Origin of the sequence: Flagellimonas hymeniacidonis, from assembly GCF_008040165.1 — a bacterium.
GTDB lineage: Bacteria > Bacteroidota > Bacteroidia > Flavobacteriales > Flavobacteriaceae > Flagellimonas > Flagellimonas hymeniacidonis.
On the sequence record NZ_VRUR01000001.1, the window covers coordinates 739903 to 763195 of the forward strand.

24 protein-coding genes and 1 tRNA gene are annotated in these 23293 nt (G+C 37.3%); 22 read left to right on the top strand and 3 right to left on the bottom strand.

Translation table 11 applies throughout. From position 1 onward, the window contains the following. Positions 1–10: 10 nt before the first annotated feature. The 6 genes from FVB32_RS17845 to FVB32_RS03195 all read left to right on the top strand — a co-directional run bounded on the left by FVB32_RS17845 (position 11) and on the right by FVB32_RS03195 (position 4716). On the top strand, positions 11–817 hold the full coding sequence (locus FVB32_RS17845; protein WP_246139822.1) for a nuclear transport factor 2 family protein: 807 nt from the start codon (positions 11–13) through the stop codon (positions 815–817). 76 nt (positions 818–893) lie between these two features. Further along, the gene (locus FVB32_RS03175) at positions 894–1838 is read left to right on the top strand and encodes a TolB-like translocation protein (protein ID WP_147741131.1); all 945 of its coding nucleotides are present in this window, start codon (positions 894–896) and stop codon (positions 1836–1838) included. A gap of 150 nt (positions 1839–1988) precedes the next feature. Next, positions 1989–2990: a helix-turn-helix domain-containing protein gene (locus FVB32_RS03180; RefSeq protein ID WP_147741132.1), complete on the top strand. Its 1002-nt coding sequence runs from the start codon at positions 1989–1991 to the stop codon at positions 2988–2990. A 126-nt stretch (positions 2991–3116) separates the two neighbouring features. After that, positions 3117–3620 carry an ankyrin repeat domain-containing protein gene (locus FVB32_RS03185; protein WP_147741133.1) on the top strand — a complete coding sequence of 168 codons (504 nt, stop codon included), beginning with the start codon at positions 3117–3119 and terminating at the stop codon, positions 3618–3620. A gap of 36 nt (positions 3621–3656) precedes the next feature. Continuing rightward, positions 3657–4256 carry a DinB family protein gene (locus FVB32_RS03190; protein ID WP_147741134.1) on the top strand — a complete coding sequence of 200 codons (600 nt, stop codon included), beginning with the start codon at positions 3657–3659 and terminating at the stop codon, positions 4254–4256. 13 nt (positions 4257–4269) lie between these two features. Then, the gene (locus FVB32_RS03195; protein WP_147741135.1) at positions 4270–4716 is read left to right on the top strand and encodes a nuclear transport factor 2-like protein; all 447 of its coding nucleotides are present in this window, start codon (positions 4270–4272) and stop codon (positions 4714–4716) included. A gap of 329 nt (positions 4717–5045) precedes the next feature. On the opposite strand, the gene FVB32_RS03200 is transcribed toward FVB32_RS03195, so the two are convergent. Continuing rightward, positions 5046–5127 (bottom strand) — tRNA-Leu (locus FVB32_RS03200). A gap of 209 nt (positions 5128–5336) precedes the next feature. Between FVB32_RS03200 and FVB32_RS03205 the strand changes: the two genes are divergently transcribed. The 3 genes from FVB32_RS03205 to pth all read left to right on the top strand — a co-directional run bounded on the left by FVB32_RS03205 (position 5337) and on the right by pth (position 7675). Next, positions 5337–6278 (top strand): ribose-phosphate pyrophosphokinase, encoded by a 942-nt coding sequence (locus tag FVB32_RS03205; RefSeq protein WP_147741136.1) that lies wholly within the window; start codon positions 5337–5339, stop codon positions 6276–6278. Between the two features lie 19 nt (positions 6279–6297). After that, positions 6298–6957, top strand: coding sequence for a 50S ribosomal protein L25/general stress protein Ctc (locus FVB32_RS03210; protein ID WP_147741137.1), 660 nt, complete (start codon positions 6298–6300; stop codon positions 6955–6957). Between the two features lie 88 nt (positions 6958–7045). Further along, positions 7046–7675 (top strand): aminoacyl-tRNA hydrolase, encoded by a 630-nt coding sequence (pth, locus tag FVB32_RS03215; RefSeq protein WP_147741138.1) that lies wholly within the window; start codon positions 7046–7048, stop codon positions 7673–7675. A 1-nt stretch (position 7676) separates the two neighbouring features. On the opposite strand, the gene FVB32_RS03220 is transcribed toward pth, so the two are convergent. Together FVB32_RS03220 and FVB32_RS03225 are read right to left on the bottom strand one after the other, a co-directional pair. Then, complete coding sequence (locus FVB32_RS03220; protein ID WP_147741139.1) at positions 7677–8366, bottom strand: hypothetical protein; 690 nt, start codon at positions 8364–8366, stop codon at positions 7677–7679. Next, the gene (locus FVB32_RS03225; RefSeq protein WP_147741140.1) at positions 8363–12136 is read right to left on the bottom strand and encodes a reprolysin-like metallopeptidase; all 3774 of its coding nucleotides are present in this window, start codon (positions 12134–12136) and stop codon (positions 8363–8365) included. Before FVB32_RS03225 ends, FVB32_RS03220 begins: the two co-directional genes overlap by 4 nt. A gap of 54 nt (positions 12137–12190) precedes the next feature. On the opposite strand from FVB32_RS03225, the gene FVB32_RS03230 reads away from it, so the two are divergent. From FVB32_RS03230 to FVB32_RS03290, 13 genes are all read left to right on the top strand, one after another. Continuing rightward, on the top strand, positions 12191–13120 hold the full coding sequence (locus FVB32_RS03230; RefSeq protein ID WP_147741141.1) for a bifunctional riboflavin kinase/FAD synthetase: 930 nt from the start codon (positions 12191–12193) through the stop codon (positions 13118–13120). 1 nt (position 13121) lies between these two features. Next, on the top strand, positions 13122–14438 hold the full coding sequence (locus FVB32_RS03235; protein ID WP_147741142.1) for an HTTM domain-containing protein: 1317 nt from the start codon (positions 13122–13124) through the stop codon (positions 14436–14438). A 52-nt stretch (positions 14439–14490) separates the two neighbouring features. Then, positions 14491–15762 carry a serine--tRNA ligase gene (serS, locus tag FVB32_RS03240; RefSeq protein WP_147741143.1) on the top strand — a complete coding sequence of 424 codons (1272 nt, stop codon included), beginning with the start codon at positions 14491–14493 and terminating at the stop codon, positions 15760–15762. Positions 15763–15840: 78 nt separating this feature from the next. Beyond that, on the top strand, positions 15841–17625 hold the full coding sequence (locus tag FVB32_RS03245) for a tetratricopeptide repeat protein (protein ID WP_147741144.1): 1785 nt from the start codon (positions 15841–15843) through the stop codon (positions 17623–17625). Between the two features lie 35 nt (positions 17626–17660). Further along, positions 17661–17978 carry a DUF4286 family protein gene (locus FVB32_RS03250; RefSeq protein ID WP_147741145.1) on the top strand — a complete coding sequence of 106 codons (318 nt, stop codon included), beginning with the start codon at positions 17661–17663 and terminating at the stop codon, positions 17976–17978. A gap of 4 nt (positions 17979–17982) precedes the next feature. Continuing rightward, positions 17983–18291 (top strand): gamma-glutamylcyclotransferase family protein, encoded by a 309-nt coding sequence (locus FVB32_RS03255; protein ID WP_147741146.1) that lies wholly within the window; start codon positions 17983–17985, stop codon positions 18289–18291. 18 nt (positions 18292–18309) lie between these two features. Beyond that, entirely contained in the window at positions 18310–19182 is an 873-nt protein-coding gene (gene rsmA / locus FVB32_RS03260) for a 16S rRNA (adenine(1518)-N(6)/adenine(1519)-N(6))-dimethyltransferase RsmA (RefSeq protein WP_147741147.1), read from the top strand. Beyond that, a complete protein-coding gene (gene mgtE, locus FVB32_RS03265; protein WP_147741148.1) occupies positions 19169–20521 on the top strand; it encodes a magnesium transporter in 1353 nt (450 codons plus the stop codon). The genes rsmA and mgtE overlap by 14 nt, the downstream gene beginning before the upstream one ends. A 50-nt stretch (positions 20522–20571) precedes the next feature. Continuing rightward, positions 20572–20931, top strand: coding sequence for a nuclear transport factor 2 family protein (locus FVB32_RS03270; protein WP_147741149.1), 360 nt, complete (start codon positions 20572–20574; stop codon positions 20929–20931). Between the two features lie 11 nt (positions 20932–20942). Then, entirely contained in the window at positions 20943–21308 is a 366-nt protein-coding gene (locus tag FVB32_RS03275; RefSeq protein ID WP_147741150.1) for a cupin domain-containing protein, read from the top strand. 14 nt (positions 21309–21322) lie between these two features. Beyond that, complete coding sequence (locus FVB32_RS03280) at positions 21323–22255, top strand: 2-hydroxyacid dehydrogenase (protein ID WP_147741151.1); 933 nt, start codon at positions 21323–21325, stop codon at positions 22253–22255. A gap of 9 nt (positions 22256–22264) precedes the next feature. After that, positions 22265–22681 (top strand): response regulator transcription factor, encoded by a 417-nt coding sequence (locus tag FVB32_RS17990; protein ID WP_147741152.1) that lies wholly within the window; start codon positions 22265–22267, stop codon positions 22679–22681. Between the two features lie 98 nt (positions 22682–22779). Next, positions 22780–23286, top strand: a complete 507-nt coding sequence (locus FVB32_RS03290) for a DUF4199 domain-containing protein (RefSeq protein ID WP_147741153.1) — start codon at positions 22780–22782, stop codon at positions 23284–23286. Positions 23287–23293 lie beyond the last annotated feature (7 nt).

Below are 23293 nucleotides of genomic sequence, written 5' to 3' on the forward strand. Positions count from 1 at the left end.
ACAGTATAACATGAAAAAAATCTATATTTTACTATTTGCATTTAATTCTATTTTAGGATTAAAATTAAGTGCCCAAACTGAGATTGAGCAAATCAATAAAACTCTCCAAAATTATATAATGGGAACGGCAAATGGAGAACCAGAATTGGTGAAAAATGCATTTCAATCGGATTTCAATTTGTATTTAATTAGCGGCGATACTTTAAGAATAATGGATGGTAAGGGTTATTTAACAAGGGTGAAAAAGGGGAAAAAATATAATCGAGTTGGGAAAGTAATTTCTATTGATACTGAAAATGATGCTGCAACAGCAAAGATTGAGGTTTATTTTCCTGAAAGGAATATGGTAGCTACGGATTATCTACTCCTTCTAAAAATTAAGGAAGAATGGAGAATAATGCACAAGATTATTAACCTTAAAACACATAGGCAAAATCAGAATAAAAATCTTGACAAGCAAAATGAATTTAATCTAATCAATAAAACACTTCTTAATTATATTGAAGGTACGTCAAATGGCGAGCCCAATAGATTAAATAAAGCTTTTCATAAAGGTTTCAATCTATATTATATAAAAAATGATACCCTGAGCATTATAGATGGGGAAAAATATATTAGCAATTTCAAACTAGGCAAAAAAAACAACCGTATTGGTAAAGTACTTTCCGTGGACTATGAAGGTGATGCAGCGATAGCCAAAATAGAGGTTTTAATGCCAGATAGAGATCGAATAGCCATTGATTATATGTTGCTTTTAAAAATAAAAGGGGAGTGGAAAATAATTCATAAGTCATTTACTTCTAAAAGATATTCATGAGCAAAATAAACACAATAGATAAACTTGCAATATGACTCACATCCAATTGTTACCAAACATTATAGAAGTTTAAACAATGAACAAAGGGTATTATTTCTTATCCATACTTGGGCTAGCATTTGTTTTACATTGTTGTAAATCAATCAACTCAAATATTTCTTATTTAGATCAAGAACTACCAGATAGCAAACCTAAATTATTTGCCACATCAGTAGTTAATACAGACGCTATAGAAATTAATACTGTGTTTAATGCTTCTAACACTGAATTGTTTTTTACGCGAATTATTGATGGAAGATTTGTTCTACATCATTCCGAACTAACTGATGGTAGTTGGACAACACCTGAATCAATTGAAATGTTTTCCAACCAAGATGATGAATCAGTAGCAATTGACCCATCAATTACAGCGGATGGCAATACATTTTATTTTCTTGGAATTAGTCCTAAGGATCGTTCTGCAAGTTCTAAACCAGATATCTTTAGAAGTCAAAAAGTAGGAGGTAAATGGCAAGTAGCTTCCAGAGTTGGATACCCAATATCAACAGATAACTTTGCGGAATCATATCCAGTAGTTGTCGCTGATGGAAGCATCTATTTTACCTCTGACCGTCCGGGCGGTTTTGGCAAACGAGATATTTATCGCGCCCAATATTTGGGAGATGGAAAATTTGATATACCCATAAATCTTGGTTCTGAAATAAATACCAAAAAAAGCGAACGCAGCACCTATGTCTCACCCGATGAAAGTTTCTTGATTACTGGAAACACCTATACTGAAGAAAGGGGATTTGCTGTATCATTTAAAGAAAACAACAAATGGCAAACACCTATTTATTTTGATCTTGGTGAGTCGATTATCGAAGATTGGATATATTTTTGTCCGTATATGTCACCAGATAACAAGTATTTTTTCTTTTCAAAAAGATACAGTGCCCCTCCAGAGAGTGGCTGGAAGGGAGCAATCAAAGGAGAAGTCCATTGGGTAAAGGCCCATGGTATTTTTAGTCTTAAAAAATAAATAAAGGCTAACATTTATCCAAAGAAACATGTTCTTTAAGGTAACTTATATGGATAATATTGAATTTTGGGGAAACATATCAAACAAAACGTTGAAACCATGATATACACCTCCAATATGATATTTAGGGGAAATCTTAATATGCTTTAAATGCTGACAACTGGCCTCATTCTTATTTTAGCATCTCTAGGCTTAGCTCAAGGTCTTTTTTTGAGCTTCTATTTGTTGACACTTAAAAAGGGAAATAAGGCATCCAATATATTTTTGGCTTTGTTCTTATTAGGTTTGACAATAAGGATCGGTAAATCTGTATTGAACTATTATATCCCTCTAGAGAATTGGCAGAACAACATTGGTATTTCAGGAATTTTATTTGCTGCTCCTTCATTGTGGTTTTATGGAATTACGCTTTTCGAGAATAACAGATTATTTTCCATAAGGGATTACGTTCACTTCGTCCCTTTTATATTATTTCTTTTTTTAGTTCCCTTTGTTCCAAGAAATGGGAGATTTGAAGCTTTTTGGAACTATGGAATAATAGTTTTTCATTTTCTGGTTTATCTAATATTATCCTGGTCTTATCTGTATAAAAATCGCATGAAAGCTTCAAAGAGTATCGTACAATGGTATCGTAACATTTTAATTGGGTCTACACTCATATGGTTCCATTATGTCGGAAATCTTTTTGATTTTACCATATACTATATTATTGGACCTATATTTTATTCTTTTTTGATCTATGCCTTCAGTTACCTATTCTTAAATCGCCATAAGTTCAACCTACAGAAGTATAGCAGCTCCAAATTAAATAGAAATCGTTCATTAGTTTTATTTCAAAAGGTCCAAGAACTCTTTGAAACCGAACATACTTTTTTAGATGAGGGTCTTACACTATACGTAGTTTCTAAAAAATTAAATGTGAAAGCCCGAGAAATTTCGCAAGTTATAAATGAAAATACCCAGCAAAATTTTTATGAATTTGTAAATCAGTATCGTATTGAAAAAGCAAAACTGTTATTAAAAGATTCAAAATACGTAAATGAAAAAATCGCTGCAATTGCCTATGATTCTGGTTTTGGCAACGTCACTTCTTTCAATGTTTCCTTTAAGAAAAAAACCGGATTAACCCCTTCTGCTTATAGAAAAAAGTAAAGACATTACTTTTCGTTAAAGGAAACATGTTTTTTACAGTATCCTAATACATTATCTCCGAATATTGATAAAACAATTTATTATGCACGTCTGGTGTGCATAGAAATAGTACAATATTCAATAATCATGAACAGAAAAAAATTTATTAGTAATTCCCTTTTAAGCGTTTCAACGGCTATTCTGACTCCAACATTAGCTTTTTCTCAATCTCAGGAAAAAGAACCGAAGCAACTCGATTTAAAGTTGGTAAAAGATTTTGTAGTTGCCGGACATAGTAATCTAGAATTGGTTAAAGAGATGCTACAGGAACACCCTAACTTAGTTTACAGTCCTTTTGATTGGGGAAATGGGGATTATGAGGAGGCCATTGAAGGCGCTGGACATTTAGGCAATAAAGAAATTGCCAATTATTTAATTTCCAAAGGGGCTAGGGTAAGTCTTTTTGTGTTAGCCATGTTAGGTAAAACAGATTTGGTAATACCTACTTTAGAAGCATATCCTGAATTGGTCTTCGCAAAAGGCCCTCATGGATTTACGTTGCTGCATCATGCCCTAATTGGGGAATCTCATGATTTAGCCGATTATCTTAAAGAAAAAGGGCTAAGGGAAAGAATGATTAAAATCAGGTGATAATCCTTATCCAAGAATCATTATAATTTATATAAAATGAAAAAAGTTATTGTATTGATTTTAAGCCTAGCACTGCTAAGCTTTAGTACTTCTGAGACCGAATTAAAAAAAGCGGAAAGGGATTTTGCTATTAAAGAATTGACCAAATCACGAGACTCTTTTTTAAAGGAACTAAAGGGTTTAAGTCAAAAGCAGCTCATCTATAAAAGCAGTGAATCATCATGGTCTATTGCTGATTGCACGGAGCATATTGCAATTTTTGAAAACGAAGTGTTTGAAATACTTGAGGAGTCTTTAGCCCTTCCTGCCAATCCGGAAATGCGCAAAGGAGTACGTTTCTCTGATGAAAAAATATTGGAAATTGCTACAGATCGCACTAAAAAGAGGACAACACAAGAGGAATTCCTGCCTAAGGGAAAATATGGGGATTTTGATTCAACGCTCAAAGAGTTCGAGGAAAAGAGACAAAAACATATTAATTATGTTAAAACAACCAAGGATGACTTGAGAAATCATTTTGCAAATGTTGGAGCTACCGATGCTTATCAAGTCATCCTCTACATGTCAGGGCATACGGAACGGCATGTGCAGCAAATTAAAGAGATTAAAATAAACACAGATTTCCCAAAAAATTAAAAGAATATTTAAAATGAAAAAAGGTATTGTAATAATCATCGGTTCAATGATGACTTTCTTAATAGCGTGTAATGATAAACCTGACAATGATAAAAGTGGTAATTCATTACAGTCAGAACAAAGTGCAAATCTAACACCATTGCAAGTAGTCAGTAAAAGAATGAAACTTTACAATGAACACAACTATGACGAATTTATAAAACTGTACCATAAGGACGTAGAGGTATTTACTTATCCAAATAGATTAATGGGTGCTGGGGCTGATAGATTGGGTTCAATATTTAAATCCGATTTTGAAAAAAAATCCATAACTGTTGAAATTGTAAATCAAATGACTAATGGAAGTTATGTCATCAATGATGAAATAGTTACCCAAAATGATAAAGAAACAAAGTATGTTTCTATTTATAAAGTCAAAAATGGGTTAATTGTCAATGTAAGTTTTGTTAGGGAGTTTTGAAGGTGAAAACTATTCAATCCATAATCAATTAGAATGCAGTATTTGGTAAAATTTATTCCCTAATGAGATCTTTTAAAATCTTGGATAGTAATTTAATAGGATAAAGAATAGAGTGGACTCTTCAAATATTCATTAGTTCGGTTTATGTTTTTGGTAGTCCTGTAAAACGAAGGTTTTAAAGGACGCCTTACTATATTATTTAATAAATTTTGTTAGTAAAAGACATCAAAATATACAATTCCAAATGACCCTCTAAAAAACAGTAAAATGTTGTACCTATGTTGTACCTGAGCATAAAAAAAGCCCAGATTTTCATCTAAGCTTTTTTGTACCTCGGGTGGGAATCGAACCCACACTCCTTGCAGAACCGGATTTTGAATCCGGCGCGTCTACCAATTCCGCCACCGAGGCTTAACTTTTTGCTTTGAATTTTGAGCCCAGCGCGTCTACCAGTTCCGCCACTCGAGCATTAATTTTCCAAAAGGACTGCAAAGCTAAAAAATAATTTCATTTCCCACTAAAAATACCTTCATTAATCCTTTAGCAACCCGAATTAATTTTTAAATTTGCACCTCTTTTATAAAAAGACATTTTAAAAAGCTAGTTAACAACAGATTGCAATGTCATACCATGTTCCAGAGCCTAAAATTTTTGCTTGTACCCAAAGTACTGTGCTTGGCGAGAAAATTGCAGCTTCCTACGGTGCTGACTTGGGAAAGGTTCTTTTTTCCAGATACAGTGATGGTGAATTTCAACCCTCATTTGAAGAATCTATAAGAGGTACCCGTATTTTTATTATTGGTTCCACCAATCCAGGTTCCGAGAATTTAATGGAAATGTTGTTGATGATAGATGCTGCTAAAAGAGCATCTGCCAGACATATTACCGCAGTAATGCCCTATTTTGGATGGGCAAGACAGGATAGAAAAGATAAACCCAGAGTTCCCATTGCTGCCAAATTGGTAGCCAAAATGTTGGAAACTGCAGGTGCCACACGTATAATTACCATGGATTTGCATGCTGATCAGATTCAAGGCTTTTTTGAAAAGCCCGTAGATCACCTTTTTGCATCAACTTTGTTTTTACCCTATTTAAGAGGACTTAATTTGGACAATCTATGCATTGCTTCTCCAGATATGGGAGGATCTAAAAGAGCTTATGCATATTCCAAGGCATTGGAATGCGATGTGGTTATTTGTTATAAACAACGTGCCAAAGCCAACGTAATTTCTCATATGGAGCTAATTGGCGATGTAAAAGGAAAAAACGTGGTGTTAGTGGATGATATGGTGGATACTGCTGGCACTTTGACCAAGGCTGCCGATCTTATGATGGAACGTGGAGCACTCAGTGTTCGTGCTATCACCACCCACGGGTTGTTATCTGGAAATGCCTATGAAAGAATAGAAAACTCAAAGTTGTCAGAGCTTATTATTACAGATTCTATTCCTGTTGAACACAACAAGAAAAAAATAAAGGTATTGGGATGTGCAGACCTTTTTGCAGATGTGATGCACAGGGTTCATCACAACACCTCAATATCATCAAAGTTTTTAATGTAAATTAATTTTAATATATATAATGAAGTCAATTACTATCAAAGGATCTCAAAGAGAAAGCGTGGGCAAGGCATCGACCAAAGCCTTACGTAATGCTGGAAAGGTCCCTTGCGTGCTTTACGGAGGGGATAAACCATTACACTTTTCAGCTGATGAACTAGCATTCAGACATTTAGTGTACACTCCTAACGCGCACACCGTTGTGATTGAGTTGGAAGATGGCCAAAAGTTGAAAGCAGTATTACAGGATATTCAATTCCATCCTGTTACCGATAAAATTCTTCATATAGATTTTTATCAATTGTTCAACGACAAACCTGTTACCATGAATATCCCTATTCGTTTGGAAGGGAATTCTCCAGGGGTAAGAAACGGTGGTCGTTTATTATTTAGAAAAAGAAAACTTGCTATCAAGGCGTTGCCTGATTTGCTCCCTGATTTTATCACTATTGATATTTCAAAGCTGAAAATTGGTGGAACCATTCCAGTAGAAACACTGCTGAATGATGACTATACCATTCTACACCCAGATAGTACTGCCGTAGTACAGGTGAAAGCTTCTAGAACGTCTGTTGATGATGAGGAAGAAGAAGAGGAAGAAATTGAAGGAGCTGAAGGAGCCGAAGGAACCGAGGGAGCAGCAGAAGGTGCAGAAGCACCAGCAGCGGAAGCCAAGGAATAGTTTTAATAAAGCATCAAAGCATCCCAGTTTTGCATAAATGCAAAGTTTTGGGATGCTTTTGTATTTTTGGACAACTAGAAACTTACTAATGTTTCAATTTATTAAAGCTCTTTTTAGCACTCCAAAACAGTTATTGAATGAAACTGACACCATGAAAAAATTCCTTATTGTTGGTCTTGGAAATATAGGGTCAGAATACGAGGAAACCAGGCATAATATTGGTTTTAAAGTGTTGGATTTTTTGTCAGAACAGGAAAAATTTGTTTTTGAAAGCGCAAAATTAGGTGCAATTGCCAGTTTTAAGCACAAAGGCAAGAGCGTCTTGTGTTTGAAGCCATCCACCTACATGAACCTGAGTGGTAAGGCGGTAAAATATTGGCTGGAAAAGGAGAACATTTCTTTAGAAAATACCTTGATCATAACGGATGATATAAACCTTCCTTTTGGTACCATACGCCTAAAAACCAAAGGCAGTGATGGTGGGCACAACGGACTAAAAGATATCCAAAATACCTTACAAACTTCCCAGTACAATCGCTTTAGATTCGGAGTGGGTGCAGAATTCAGTAAGGGAAAGCAGGTAGATTATGTTTTAGGGCAATGGAATGCTGATGAGCTTAAAACACTATCACAGCGTTTGCAGAAATCCACAGATCTTATTCGCTCATTTGTATTTGCTGGCATAAAAAATACCATGAATCAATTTAACGGAACTTAATTTAGAATACCTTGAATTCGAACACCCCAGAGTCAGAAGTATTTCCCTCTGAATCTGTGCTAACCACCTTCCAATAGTAAATGGTGTTAGACGATACAGTTGCCGTGTATTCCATCGTAGTAGCATTAGTGGTTCCCACAGAAGTTGTTGGCGGGTTTTGGTCCGAAAAGAAAACCTCAAAGGAATTTAAATCATTATCCACATCTGCTCCCATCCATTGTAAAACCACTTCATTAGCCAAGCTTTTTTGCACCGTAGCACCTGATGCCGGTCTCACCAATTGAGCGGGAAAAGGAGCATAGGTAGTTTGGGAACCAGCATTGTAAAACAACCACGTATCGCTCGTTGCAGTCAACCCCGATGAGGAGTTTACAGAAGTGACAGACCATGAATACGGAGTTCCTTTTTCAATGGATATACTAGCTGTAGTGGCCGCAGTATTTAGTGGCTGCTGTTGTATGTTGGTGGTTAAATTCACCACTATTAACCTATAACTGTCCGTTTTTGCCGAGGCACTCCATTCAAAAGTAACCTGGCTAAGTGTCTCACTAACACTAACTCCCGTTGTACATTCTGAACTTTCCAAAGGAAAAATCAAATTTGCACCTTCTGGACTCGGCGGCGGGTCATCATTGCTACCACAAGACCAAAGCAAAACTAACGTACAAAAACCAATTAAAAACCGCTTCATTTGTTAATCAATTTAATCACATCCCTCATCTCCGTCGTTTTAATATTCATATAGTAAACTCCGGTTGGCAAGGCTGAAAAATTCATCTCAAGATCATTACCGCTTACCGTTCTAGTCTCTCGCATTACCAGCTGACCGCTTGAAGAAAACACTAGAACCTCAACACTTCCTGAGTAGCCATTTAGAAAAACTCTAGAAATCTCCTGAACTGCTTCTTTATAAAGAATGGGTTTGGAAGAAATGAAAAAAGAGTCTTCATATACGCCTTGGCATATCAAATTGGTCGTCACTCGTAAGGTGTTTAATCCATTCTTCAATTCCAATTGAATTTCAGCATCTTCGGTTTGAGTTACCAAACCATTAAGTTCTATATTGTACAAACTACCTCCATCTAAAGTAAGATTCAACACATTTGTGTTTACCAAAGCTGCAGCTGATAACAGTGCTGGCTCCGAAATATTTACGTTGAAACAAGTTTCCTCATAGATAATATTGCCATCTGTTGCAGTTATGCATAACGAATAATCTCCAGCATTTAAATTTTGAAAGGTATGCGTATTTGTGAAATCCATATTTAACACCGAACCATTTCCGTCAAGGGTTGCAGAATATGTTAATGATGTATTTGCCGCAGTTATTGATACCGATCCATCGTTATTATTTCTACAGGACTCACTTTGTAATTCAACTGTAAAGTTATCTGCGGGCAAACGATTGACAGGGCATCCACTTGTATCCACCTCTACACCCTTTGGAGTACCTAAACACAGGTCATCTCCATCATCAAAAACGCCATCTTCATCATCATCTGGTCTAAAAGCTCCTTCAGCACATACCTCTAACGAAAATGCCACCAAGGACCCTCCATCCCCATTGGCTATATCCCTAATTTCCAATGTCCATTCACCTAAAGTAGATTCTCCTTTAAAAGAACTCAATGAACCTATTGGATTTGCAGTTCCAGAGATTGCTGGGTTACCGGAACACACAATATCCGCCCCATCATCATCAAAAACGGCATTGATGTTGTTTAATTCTCCACAAGTATTCGAAATTAAAGCAACCCGCGTTCCTGATGGAGAAATCAAGCTTACAATAAGATCTGCTAAATAGGTGTGATTAAGCTCTAAGTTCACATTGATATCAGATACCGAGAGGTCATCAAAAATTTGAACAGATGTGGTAACTGTTGGAGTATCACTTGCGGAAATTTGTAAAGGAAGACCTGCAGGATCCACATTTTTACAATCCACTTGAATTGTGGTGAAGCTAAAAGGCGTACCAAAGGTCCCCGTACCGCATCCATTTCTTGGTCTTACTCTCCAAAAATATTCTGTTTCAGCTATTAGGTTGTTGGCTCTGTAAGAATTAAATGGTACTGTGGCAGATTCCACAATGCCGGAAAAGCCAACGTCTGTGGCAATTTCAATATCAAATTCGGTATAAAGTGGATTTAATTCCCAACTAAGTTGAGTGTTTAAAGAAGTATTCGATTGCGTATCTGTTGGTGATGTAAGCATCACATTAGCAAAATTTGTATCCCTAATAGCCAGCGATAAGGGTACGTTTTTGGTAACAGACGTTGATGTAGCGGTAATCGTAATCGGATATACTCCTGGTGAAACACTATTGGTATTGGATATGGTTAAATCGACTGCTGTATTGTTTGTACTTGATTGACTTGGATTAAATGAAGCTGTTAACCCAGCTGGCAAACTTGCCGAAAAAGTAGAAGTCTCGCTAAACCCAGAGAACGTTTGATATGTAAAAGGGATAATGATGTCATTTGGCTGGCATACCTCAAAAGTCAATTCTTGAAAACTCAAAACCACAGATGATTCTTGAATGGAAAAATTAGCAGCATTAACCGCAAAGAAAACATTGTCGCTAGCCTTTACCATGATACGCGCCGCGCTTGTAGCATTCCCCGGCATAAGTACATCCTCAGTACCATCATTCAAAACATCATCGGCCAATTGGATTGGGAAACTACTTCCTCCATCCAATGACAGAAAAATATCAACGGTCTTGGCATCAATGGGTAGAATGTTTGTCCCTGCTACATCCCAAGCAACCTGTTGAATTGAGCCACCCTCATAAACTTCGCTTGATGCTTGCGAGGTTACTGTAAAAGGTCCAGCGGCATTAATTACATTAACATCCAATACATCAGAAATCACTTGCCCCCCTCCCACGGCATTATCCCTAACCGTAAACGCAAACTTAAAATCTCTTTCCACATTGGATACCGTTTCCCAAACATCGCCGGTTTCCGGGGTTGTTTGTGTTAGGTTTCCTTGCACTACACGGGATAATCTTGGAAAATACCTTGTAGGGTCTGTGGTAGGTGCCACTGATCTAAAATTGGCGCCACTTGGATTTTCTGGGCCAAATGTATTTGTTGTAACCACACCATCATCTATTTGCTCCCAAGTATACGTAAGCACATCTCCCACATCACTATCGGTTGCCATGCCTTCAAGCACAAAAGCCGTTCCTTTAGGAATAATATAATCTCCCATAGGAGTTACTACAGGTGGAGCATTCGTCAATGGAGTTGTTTGGGCACAAGAAACGGTCTGTAGATAGTCGGAAATTTGAAGAATGCTGTTGTAATGAAAATAATCATCCCCGTTGGGTTCCACATTATTACCCGGGACTATCCCTGCATAGCCCATTATTGTCGTCCCACTTGCAGGTTCTGCCTGTACACCTGTCCCTTCAGATTCAAAAGACCATGTGTGATTGGCTCCAAACTGATGCCCGAGTTCATGGGAAACAAAATCCAAATCAAAAATATCTCCTTCTGGAATGGACGCGGAAGAAAAGGCACTTCCTTTTCTATTATCTGAACAAACAGCACCAATAAAACCAGCATTTCCATTGTTCTGAGAAGGCAGTTCTACCTTATTAAAAAGATGCCCAACATCATAATTTGCTTCACCGATGGTTGTAGTTAGAACATTCTGCACCTCTCCGTTGAGGTTCCCATTATAGGGATCTGTTCCAGCGTTGGTGAAAATGACTAAGTCATTATTAGCCACCAATTCCAAAGTGACCCCTAAATCTGTCTCAAAAACCTCATTTATTCTGGTTAATGTGGCATTAATGGCTGCAAGTGCATCGGCCACGGCACCTCCATGAAATTGCGTATACTCGCCAGTGGTAGAAACCGCAATACGAAACCTTCGCAACAGTTGGTCATCCACTAACGGAGTAATCGTTTTTTGAACACTTTGCTGTAATTTCTTGGTATCACAAACAAACCCGTCTTTATTAGCCAAACCAACTCCCTTTTTATAGACCACATATGTATCATTTTTGTTTGATACGGGTTCCATAAAAATTGTTTTTTCATCTTCTAGACTTGTAATCATACTCTGCAGTCCTTTATGCGAACTACTGAGCCTTACCTTATACTTTCCATCTAGGCTGACCCCTGAAAATGATTTGATATTTGGGTATTTTTTGGCCAATTCTGGATGAAATACCGATGTTTCTTTGATAGAAAAACCAACAACAGTACCATCATCTGTGGGAAGATACATAAGATGCTGTGAGTTCTTCGAAATGGAAAACGTCTTAAGTTGTTGGGAAAAACCAGCTTTATTTAGGGTGAAAACAGCCCCAGCCTTGCTCACATCTTTTACGGAGGCGCTTTTAAAACTAGCCCTTGGAGAAATGGATTTCCAATAACCTTGCTGCGCAAAAGTGCAAAAGCAGGTAAAAAATATGGTTATTGAAAAAACAAGATGTAATTTAGCTTTCATACACAAAGGGGCGTAAGTCAAAATCAAAAATAGCCTTTTTTATTTTCTTGATTAGTGGAAACAATCCAGGGCATTTCTTCGTTTACAAATACTTCTTTTCAAACTGCAGTTACCATTGGCACTTTTGACGGAGTACATCTGGGTCACAGCAAGATATTGGAACGCCTCATAAATAATGCCAAAAAAACAGGCTTAAAGTCTACAGTACTTACTTTTTTTCCGCATCCAAGGATGGTTTTGCAAAAAGATACCAATATAAAATTGCTAAATACCCTTGAAGAAAAAAAGCAGATTTTGGAGGCATTGGGGTTGGATTATCTTATTGTACACCCTTTTACAAAAGCATTTTCACGGCTTTCAGCCACCGATTTTGTTCGCGACATTCTTGTCAACAATCTCAAAACAAAAAAAATAATCATAGGGTATGATCATCGGTTTGGAAGAAACAGAAATGCCAATATTCAAGACCTTATTACTTTTGGAACTGCCTTGGATTTTGAAGTTGAAGAAATTCCGGCCCAAGAAATTGATGACATTGCCGTAAGTTCCACCAAAATTAGAAATGCGCTTTTAGAAGGAGATATTACAGTTGCAAATAGTTATTTGAGTTATAACTATATGCTTACCGGTAGTATTAAAAAGGGAAAGGGGCTTGGCAAAGAATTTGGGTTTCCAACAGCAAATCTTCATATAGAAGAGAACTATAAGCTTATTCCAAAAAATGGGGTTTATGTAGTGAAGAGTATTCTTGATGGTAAAGAATATTTTGGTATGATGAACATTGGGTATAATCCAACGGTGGCGGGAACTGAAAAAAGTATAGAAGTCAACTTTTTTGACTTTGAAGGAGATTTATATGACCAAAAAGTACAAGTTGGCATCATACATCGCATTAGAGATGAGCATAAATTTGATTCTGTACAGGCATTAAAAGAACAACTAAAAGAAGATAAAAAAACATCCCTTTCATTAATTTCCAAATAGCATGTTCAATCAATTTCTTTTTAAAAAAATAGATAACGCACAGCTAGTTGTTTTTAGACTCTTTTATGGATTATTGGTTAGCGCAGAATGTTATGGTGCCATTGCAACTGGCTGGGTGAGAAAAACTTTGATAGCCCCAAAATTCACATTTAACTTTATTGGTTTTGAATGGTTGCAGCCTCTTCCCGGAGCTGGAATGTATATTTATTTTGCTATTATGGGCACTTTAGGCCTACTCATTGCCTTTGGCTATAAGTATAGATTTAGTGCTTTTACATTTGCATTCATGTGGGCTGGGGTTTACCTAATGCAAAAAACCTCCTACAACAATCATTACTATTTGTTGATGCTATTGGCGTTCATTATGGCCTTTTTACCAGCAAATCGTGATTTTTCTTTAGATGCCAAGCAAAATCCAAAAGTTCATTCCCATTCCATGTATAATTGGATGCGCTGGATTATCATTCTGCAACTATTCATCGTTTACACCTATGCATCTATAGCAAAGTTATATGGTGATTGGCTGGATTACAGTATTATCGAAATCCTCATGAAATCCAAGAATGATTATTTCTTGATTGGTGAATTATTACAACAACAATGGTTACATAAAATAGTCGCAATTTTTGGAATTCTTTTTGATTTACTGATAGTTCCAGCCCTATTATGGAAACCAACAAGAAAAGTGGCCTTTGGATTCTCTATATTTTTCCATTTGTTCAATAGCATTGTATTTCAAATCGGCATTTTCCCTTATTTATCATTGGCATTTACCGTTTTCTTTTTTACGCCTCAGACTATCAGAAATATCTTCTTGAAAAAGAAGGTAGTTGCTATTGAAAATACCATTGATCTTCCAAAAAACAAAAACTGGCTCCTAGGTATTTTAGCCATCTATTTTGTTGTTCAATTAATCCTACCCCTACGGCATCATACCTTTAAAGATGATGTGCTTTGGACAGAAGAAGGGCACAGAATGAGCTGGAGGATGATGCTACGAAGTAGAACTGGTATAATTCATTTTAAAATTAAGAATAAAGAAACCGGAAAGGGGAATCATATTAAGCTGGATAATTATCTCACCAAAAAGCAAAAAAGAAAAGTCGCCTGCTATCCTGATTTTATCTGGCAGTTTGCCCAACATTTAAAAAAGGAATACGCCGAAAAAGGAGAGGATATTCAAGTATTTGCCAGCAGCAAGGTGCGCGTAAACGGTGGAAAGTACCATGAATTCGTAGACCCTACCGTTGATTTGGCCAACGTCCCCTGGAAACATTTTGCCCATAATGAGTGGATCAGACCCTCACAAAAAGAATAAATATTGGTCAACTTGCATAGATTGACTTAAATTTGCCGCTCAAAACAGAGCCATGCTTCAATTACAGATAATTAGGGAGAACAAGGAGAATATCATTGTCGCTTTAAAAAAGCGAAATATTGATGCAGAACCTGTTCTATCCGCCATTCTCGATTTGGATGAGAAACGACGTTCCATTCAAACCGAACTTGATAGCACCTTGGCGGAATCCAACAAGCTTTCCAAAGAAATTGGAATGCTTTTTAAATCAGGAAAAGCCCAAGAGGCCAATGTTTTAAAAGAGCAAACGGCTGGCCTTAAAGAATCTGCAAAACAGCTTGGCGAAGATTTAAATGCCACCGCAGTTGCGCTGCAAGAACAATTGTATCAAATTCCCAATATTCCGCATGAATCCGTCCCAGCCGGAAACACAGATGAAGATAACGAAGAAATTTTTAGGGATGGAGATATTCCCGCCCTTGTTGATGGTGCATTGCCACATTGGGAACTAGCCAAAAAATACGACATTATTGACTTTGAGCTTGGGGTAAAAGTCACAGGTGCTGGATTTCCGGTATACAAGGGCAAGGGAGCTCGTTTACAGCGTGCTTTGATTTCCTATTTTCTGGACAAAAACACAGCAGCTGGTTATACCGAAGTACAACCTCCCCATCTGGTCAATGAAGCTTCTGGCTATGGTACTGGGCAGTTACCTGATAAAGAAGGACAGATGTATCATGTACAAGAAGATGATCTTTATCTTATTCCAACTGCCGAAGTCCCCATTACCAATTTGCACAGGAATGACATTGTTGCGCAAGAAGATTTCCCAATCAAGTATACCGGCTATACGCCTTGTTTTAGAAGAGAAGCGGGAAGCTACGGCGCCCACGTTCGCGGATTGAACAGATTGCACCAATTTGATAAAGTGGAATTAGTTCGTATCGAGCATCCAAATACCTCGTACAAAGCCTTGGATGAGATGGTGGAACATGTTAAAACCATATTACGGGAATTAAAATTGCCATACCGAATACTTCGCCTTTGCGGTGGGGATTTAGGGTTTACCGCTGCCCTAACCTTTGATTTTGAAGTATTTTCAACTGCACAAGACCGATGGTTGGAAATTAGTTCCGTATCCAATTTCGAAACCTTTCAGGCCAACCGATTAAAACTACGTTTTAAAGATGAGGCTGGGAAAAGTCAATTGGCGCACACCCTAAATGGCAGCTCTCTTGCGCTCCCCAGAGTTTTGGCGGGAATCTTGGAGAATTATCAAACGGCAGACGGCATTGAGATTCCCGAAGTTCTTGTTCCATATTGCGGATTTAATACCATCAACTAAAACCTTTGGACATTTTATTTGGATTCACTTAACAGATTCCAGCACTTTTCTGCGTTATATTTGAAATAAAACAAGGTATTGCGATACATCTTATTCCTTATTTCTTTTCTATTTCTTTCTTCGGTTCACTCTCAAGAGGATTTTTTGGCCAAGCAATATTTTAATGATGGGGACTATGAAAAAGCCGTAATCTTCTATGAAAAGCTGGTGGATAAAAACCCAAGACGAACGGACTATTCAGAAGGATTGGTAGCCTGTTATCAGCAATTGGAACGCTATACCGATGCTGAGGCTTTCCTACTTAAAAAAATTGAGGACACCTATGCTTTCCCAACTTTTTATATTGAATTGGGTTATAATTTCACCCTTCAAAATCAACCAGAAAAGGCTACGCAATACTATGACATGGCCATCCAAAAGATTGATGAAAATCCCAATTTTGGATATAGCGTAGGATATCGATTTCAAAAATATGCCCTTTTGGATTATGCTATACTGGCCTACACTCGAGCCATGGCATTAAAGCCTGAGTTAAATTATGACTATCAATTGGCCAGAATTTATGGAGAGCAGGGTGCTATTGAAAAAATGTATCAGTCTTTTCTAAATCTTATCTATCAAGGACGTACTTCTCGTTCCAATATTCTTAGAAATATTGATGATTATATTTCGGAAGATCCGTCCAACGCCAATAATGTTTTGTTGCGAAAAGTACTGTTGAAAAATGCGCAAAAAAATCCGGATATCCTTTGGAACGAATTGCTTAGCTGGTTGTTCATTCAACAAAAACAGTACAACAGTGCTTTCGGTCAAGAAAAAGCTATTTATAAGCGCACCAATGAGAGTTCCTTAGATCGGTTAGAGAATTTGGGACAGATTGCCTTAGAGGATAAGGATAACAAAAATGCTACCACGGTTTTTAATTATATCATAGACAATAGTGAAGATCCAGTTGTTAAGCTTAATGCCCAGCTCCATCTTATCGATATTGAATTGGAAGATGCAAATGGAAAGAAATTGGATGCAGTAGAAAAAAAGTTCACCGATTTGATAACCGAGTACGGCTATCAAAGCAGAACACTACAGCTACAAATTGCTTATGCCAATTTTCTAACCTTTAAAAAAGAGAACCCTGCATCTGCAATCAACATATTAAAGAAAAGTTTGGAGCTTCCATTGGGAAGAATGGGTGTTGCGTATGTTAAATTGGCTTTGGGTGATATTTTGGTTTATGACCAAAAATTCAATCAAGCTTTAATCTATTTTACACAAATACAAAAAAGCTTAAAAAATGATGTTTTAGGACAGGATGCCCGTTTTAAAGTAGCACAAACCAGTTTTTATAAGGGTGATTTCGATTGGGCATTGACACAGCTAAAAGTACTGCGCGGATCCACATCGCAACTTATTGCTAATGATGCCATGCAATTGAGTCTCTTAATTTCGGACAACTCCTTGGAAGATTCCACACAAACCGCGCTTAAAAAATATGCCAGAGCCGATCTTTTGGCCTATCAAAATAAAAACAGGGAAGCCATTGATGTTTTAGAAGACATTTTACAAAACCATAAAGGTGAAAAAATTGAAGATGAAGCATTGCTGAAACAAGGACAATTGTTAGAAGCACAAAAATCCTTTGAAAACGCAGTTTTTAACTATAGAAAAATTGTAGAGTTCTATGCTGACGGGATTTTGGCAGATGATGCGTATTTTGCCTTAGGCGAATTGTACAGGACCATTTTAAACGAGCCGGAAAAAGCAAAAACCCATTACGAAAAAATCATCTATAACTACCAAGATAGTTATTACTTTCCAAAATCCAGAAAGCATTTTAGAAGGCTAAGAGGAGATGCCATTAACTAATTCTTCGCTACTTTTGAGCTAGTAAAAAAGAGGCTATGCTTATATACAATGTCACTATTAATATAGATGAAAGCGTTCATGACCAATGGCTTTCCTGGATGCGTGATAAACATGTTCCAGATATGCTTGCAACAGGCAAGTTTTCCCATGCCAAAATGACCAAGGTACTGATTCAAGAAGACATGGGTGGCATAACCTATTCTGTACAGTATACCACCAAAGACCGCGAAACCTTGGAAGCTTATTATCAAGAAGATGCAGAACGCTTGCGCGCTGATGCAATGGGATTGTTTGCTAATAAATTTGTAGCATTCAGAACAGAGTTGGAAGTAATCAGTCAACAGATTCCGTAGGACATTGAACTATCTTTTCACTTACGGCACATTGCAAGACCCTCAAGTACAACAGTATATTTTTGGGAGAATATTGGCTGGCAAAGTTGATTTTCTATCTGGATTCAAACGCTTGGAAAATGCGGTATATGAAAGATATCCTCTGGTGGTGCAAACCAATGACCTAAAAACCAAAGTGGAGGGAATGGCCTATGAAGTTTCTGAATCGGATTTAAAAAAAGCGGATATCTATGAGACTAGTGCTTATACCCGTATGAAAGTGCTGCTGGAATCTGGTATAACTTCTTGGGTGTATATCGAAAATTCCAACTAACTTGCATAAAAACGTTCCATGTCCAAGAAAAATAAGAAAAAGCATGGCAATGGCAGGCCAAAAAAAGCTAAAAATGGGCATGAAGAAGGTGCTGTAAAAGCCAAAAAGCACTTAGGGCAACACTTCTTAATAGATGAAGAAATAGCGCAGCAAATTGCAAACACACTTTCGTTGAATGGGTATACCAATGTTATAGAAATTGGACCTGGAATGGGAGTGCTTACCAAATATCTTTTGCTAAGGGATTTGGATTTGGTTGCCATGGATTTGGATGAGGAATCCATCGTATATTTAAACCACAGCTTCCGTTTAGAGCACCCAGATGTATTCAAGAAAAACAATAGATTGAATATTCTTGAAGCAGACTTCCTTGAGTTCGATTTAAAACAACTTTATGGTGATGAGCAGTTTGCCATTACAGGAAACTTTCCATACAATATCTCCACTCAGATTGTTTTTAAGATGTTGGAAATGCGTCAACAAATTCCTGAGTTTTCAGGCATGTTTCAAAAAGAAGTTGCACAACGTATTTGCGAAAAACCTGGAAATAAAACATATGGAATCTTATCCGTATTGGTTCAGGCATTTTATGAAGCAGAATATTTATTCACCGTCCCTCCAGAGGTATTTGATCCACCACCAAAAGTTCAATCTGGAGTATTGCGATTAACTCGTAAGGAAAGTTTAAAATTGCCCTGTGATGAGCATTTGTTTTTTAAAGTGGTAAAGGTGGCCTTCAACCAAAGAAGAAAGACCATACGCAACAGTCTTAAAACCTTCAATCTGTCTGATAATCTAAAAGAAGATACTATATTTGATCAACGTCCGGAACAGCTAGGTGTAGCCGATTTTGTGATGTTAACTCAGAAGATAGCAAATGACTCCGTTTAAACTTACAGACGAGCTTGTAGCAGATATTCAACAACTGATAGCAGATAAGAAAAATGCTGCCCTTAGGTTGATGATGAAGGAGTTCCACTATGCGGATATCGCAGAAATTGCAGAGGAACTTACCAAGGATGAGGCCACTTATCTTATTAAACTCCTGGATAGTGAAAAGACTTCTGATATTCTTGCCGAAATGGACGAAGACCTTCGCGAGGGAGTCCTTAAAAATCTTTCGGCAAAAGAAATTGCCAGTGAGCTGGAAGAGCTTGATACAGATGATGCCGCGGATATCGTAAATGAACTTCCCGATGAAATTGTACAGCAAGTTATCTCGGAGATAGAGGATAAAGAACATGCCAAGGGTATTGTAGAGCTGTTACGCTATGATGAGGACACTGCGGGTGGCCTAATGGCCAAAGAGCTTGTAAAGGTTAGGGAAAGTTGGAATGTATTGACCTGCGTAAAAGAAATGCGGGCCCAAGCCGAAAATGTTACTCGAGTGCATTCCATTTATGTGGTGGATGATGAAGATAAACTCAAAGGAAGGCTTTCTTTAAAAGACCTATTGACCACCTCCACAAAAACGCACATCAAAGATGTGTATATAGCCAAAGTAGATCATGTAAATGTAAATGAAAAGTCAGAAGACGTGGCCAAAATCATGTCTAAATATGATTTGGAGGCCATTCCCGTAGTGGATGAAATTGGCAGATTGGTGGGGCGCATTACTATTGATGATATTGTTGATGTTATCAAGGAAGAAGCGGATAAAGATTACCAATTGGCCGCAGGTATCTCTCAAGACGTTGAGGCGGATGATAGCATTTGGGAGCTCACACGTGCACGTTTGCCTTGGTTAATTCTAGGATTGTTCGGCGGATTGGGTGCAGCTGCCATAATGGGCGGCTTTGAAGAAATGATTTCCAAACATGCCATTCTATTTTTCTTTACTCCGCTTATAGCAGCTATGGCAGGTAATGTGGGAGTACAATCCAGTGCCATCATTGTTCAAGGGCTCGCCAATGATGATTTAAAAGGAAGTATTAGTAATCGTTTGGTAAAAGAAATGCTTTTGGCCCTATTAAATGGTATCATACTTGCAGTTTTGCTACTAATTTTTACGTGGATTTGGAAGGGAGATTTCCTCACCGCCTTGGCCATTTCCATTTCTCTGGTTGTTGTCATTATTGTAGCTGGGATTATTGGCACATTTATACCCCTGTTTTTAGAAAAACGCGGCATCGATCCCGCAATCGCAACAGGCCCTTTTATTACCACAAGCAACGATATTTTTGGTATCCTAATTTACTTTTGGATCGCTAAATTGATCTTGGGGATTTAGTATCTTTAACTATAGATTTTCTTTTACACTTTTCAACTATATCAATTAAAATGACATCTAAAGATGTACTACAACAATGGGTAAATACCTTTAATTCAGGAGATGCTGAAAAATTGGCACAATTATACCATGATGATGCCATTAATCATCAGGTTAACCAAGATCCTGTAGTAGGCAAAGAAGCTATTTTTGAAATGTTCAAAAATGAATTTAGCACCGCAGAGATGGTTTGTATCCCAGAAAATATTTTTCAAGATGGTGATTGGGCCATTCTAGAATGGAAAGACCCTTTGGGTTTAAGAGGTTGTGGTTTTTTTCACATTATTGATGATAAAATCAAATTCCAAAGAGGGTATTGGGACAAGCTTTCTTTTTTAAAAATGCATAATCTCCCTATACCAACGAATTAATCATATAAATTATGAAACCTATCAATATTAAAGAAAAACATGCCAAATTCAGCAAGCAATGGCACCCACATCAAATAGCCACTGTGGACAATATGCAAGTCATTTTGGCAAAGATCAAAGGCGAATTTGTCTGGCACTCCCATGAAAATGAGGATGAGCTTTTTCAAGTCATCAAAGGCACCTTATACATGCAATTTAGGGATAGGACAGAGGTGGTAAAAGAAGGAGAGATTATTGTTGTTCCAAAAGGGGTAGAACATAATCCATTGACAAAAAATGATGAGGAAGTACACCTATTACTCTTTGAAAAACAAAACACAGCCCATACTGGAGATGTGCAACATGAAATGACTCAAACTGAGTACCCTAAAATTTAGGGTATATTTAGCCCATGAAAATTCTCCACCTAGATATAAATCATCCATTACTTCTTGAACAATTTACCCAACTTGGTTTCGAAAACCACGAAGATTATATATCCTCAAAAGAAGAAGTGGAAAAAAAAGTCCATCTATATGATGGTATCATAATTCGAAGTCGATTTACTTTGGATCGGCAGTTTTTGGATCAGGCCACTAATTTGAAATTTATTGGTCGCCTAGGCGCGGGATTGGAAAACATAGACACTTCGTATGCCAAGCAAAAAGGAGTTTTTCTGGCCTCCGCTCCAGAGGGTAATCGGAATGCAGTAGGCGAACATACCTTGGGAATGCTATTGTCCCTCATGAACAAAATGACCAAGGCCAACAGAGAAGTTAAAAAGGGAAAATGGGACCGCGAAGGCAACCGCGGCATAGAGCTGGAAGGAAAAACTGTAGGCATAATTGGTTACGGAAATATGGGTAGAGCTTTCGCAAAAAAACTGCAAGGTTTTGATGTAGAGATCATTTGCTATGACATTGTTGGAGGTGTTGGCGATGATAATGCCCGGCAGGTGGGCATCATGGAATTTCAACAACGATCAGATGTGGTAAGCCTTCATGTTCCACAAACAGATTTGACCGCAAGTATGGTGAATGCAGAATTCATAAATGCTTTTCACAAGCCCTTTTGGTTGTTAAATACGGCAAGGGGCAAATGTGTTATTACAAAGGATTTGGTAAGAGGACTAAAATCCAAAAAAATATTGGGTGCTGGATTGGATGTTTTGGAATATGAAAAAAAGTCATTTGAAAACATGTTCGTTCAAAAGCCAAAAGCGTTTAAATATTTGCGCAAGGCAAAAAACGTACTGCTAACCCCTCATGTAGCTGGTTGGACGATAGAAAGCAAAGAAAAACTGGCGCAAACTATCGTGGACAAGGTTAAAACAAGATTTTGCTAAATTTAGTGGGTGAAGAAGACCATTTTTGTTTTTTCCGCCTTAATAGTAGCGCTACTCGCCCTCTTTCAGTTGAGCAAATATGCTTACATCTCAAGAGATGTCTCCGTCGAAATAGTAATTGCGAGCATTGCCATTGTCTTTTTTCTAATTGGACTTTATATTAATAAAAGAACATTACAAAAAGAAAAGCTTCCAGACACTATTGTAAATCTAAAAAGGGTCGAGGAACTAGGAATAAGCAATCGTGAATATGAGGTACTGGTTCAAATATCAAATGGGCTATCCAATAAAGAAATTGCAAAAAAACTTTTTGTTTCAGAAAGTACTATCAAAACCCATGTTTCCAATCTATTGGTGAAATTGGATGCAAAACGCAGAACCCAAGCCGTACAAAAGGCAAAACAACTCCAAATTCTTGCTATTTAGCTGTACTTAAATCAAAGTGCCACGATTTTGGTACTTTAGTATGAGTCTCTCGCATACCTGTTTAACTACTTTTGGTTTAACCATTTAAATTAATAACCATGAAAAAAACGGTACTTAGATTTGGCCTCTATGGAGCCCTTACCATTTGTATTTTATTTTTAACCAGTTGGTATCTATTAAACGATTTATCGTTTTCCACACAAGAAGTTCTGGGGTATGTGTCCATGGTTCTATCTCTTGGTTTTGTCTACTTTGGAATTAAACATTTTAGAGATAAAGAGAATGCCGGGAAGATACGTTTTAAAAAGGCCCTTATTATTGGAATATTAATTAGCCTTATCACTGCAGTGGCCTTTGGCGCTCTTGATGTTTTATTTACCGAAGTTCTTAATCCAGATTTTATGGTAGAATATTATGACGCTACCGTAGAGAGTATGCGAAATGCCATGGCTCCCGATGAGTTCAAGGTGAAACTAGCAGAATTGGAAGCACAAAAAGAGATGTTTTCAAATCCAATTTTTTCCTTTGGTCTAATGGCAATGACAGTTTTTGTAATTGGGTTTATTATTTCTCTTATTTCAGCTTTAATTTTACAACGAAAATAATTTCAGC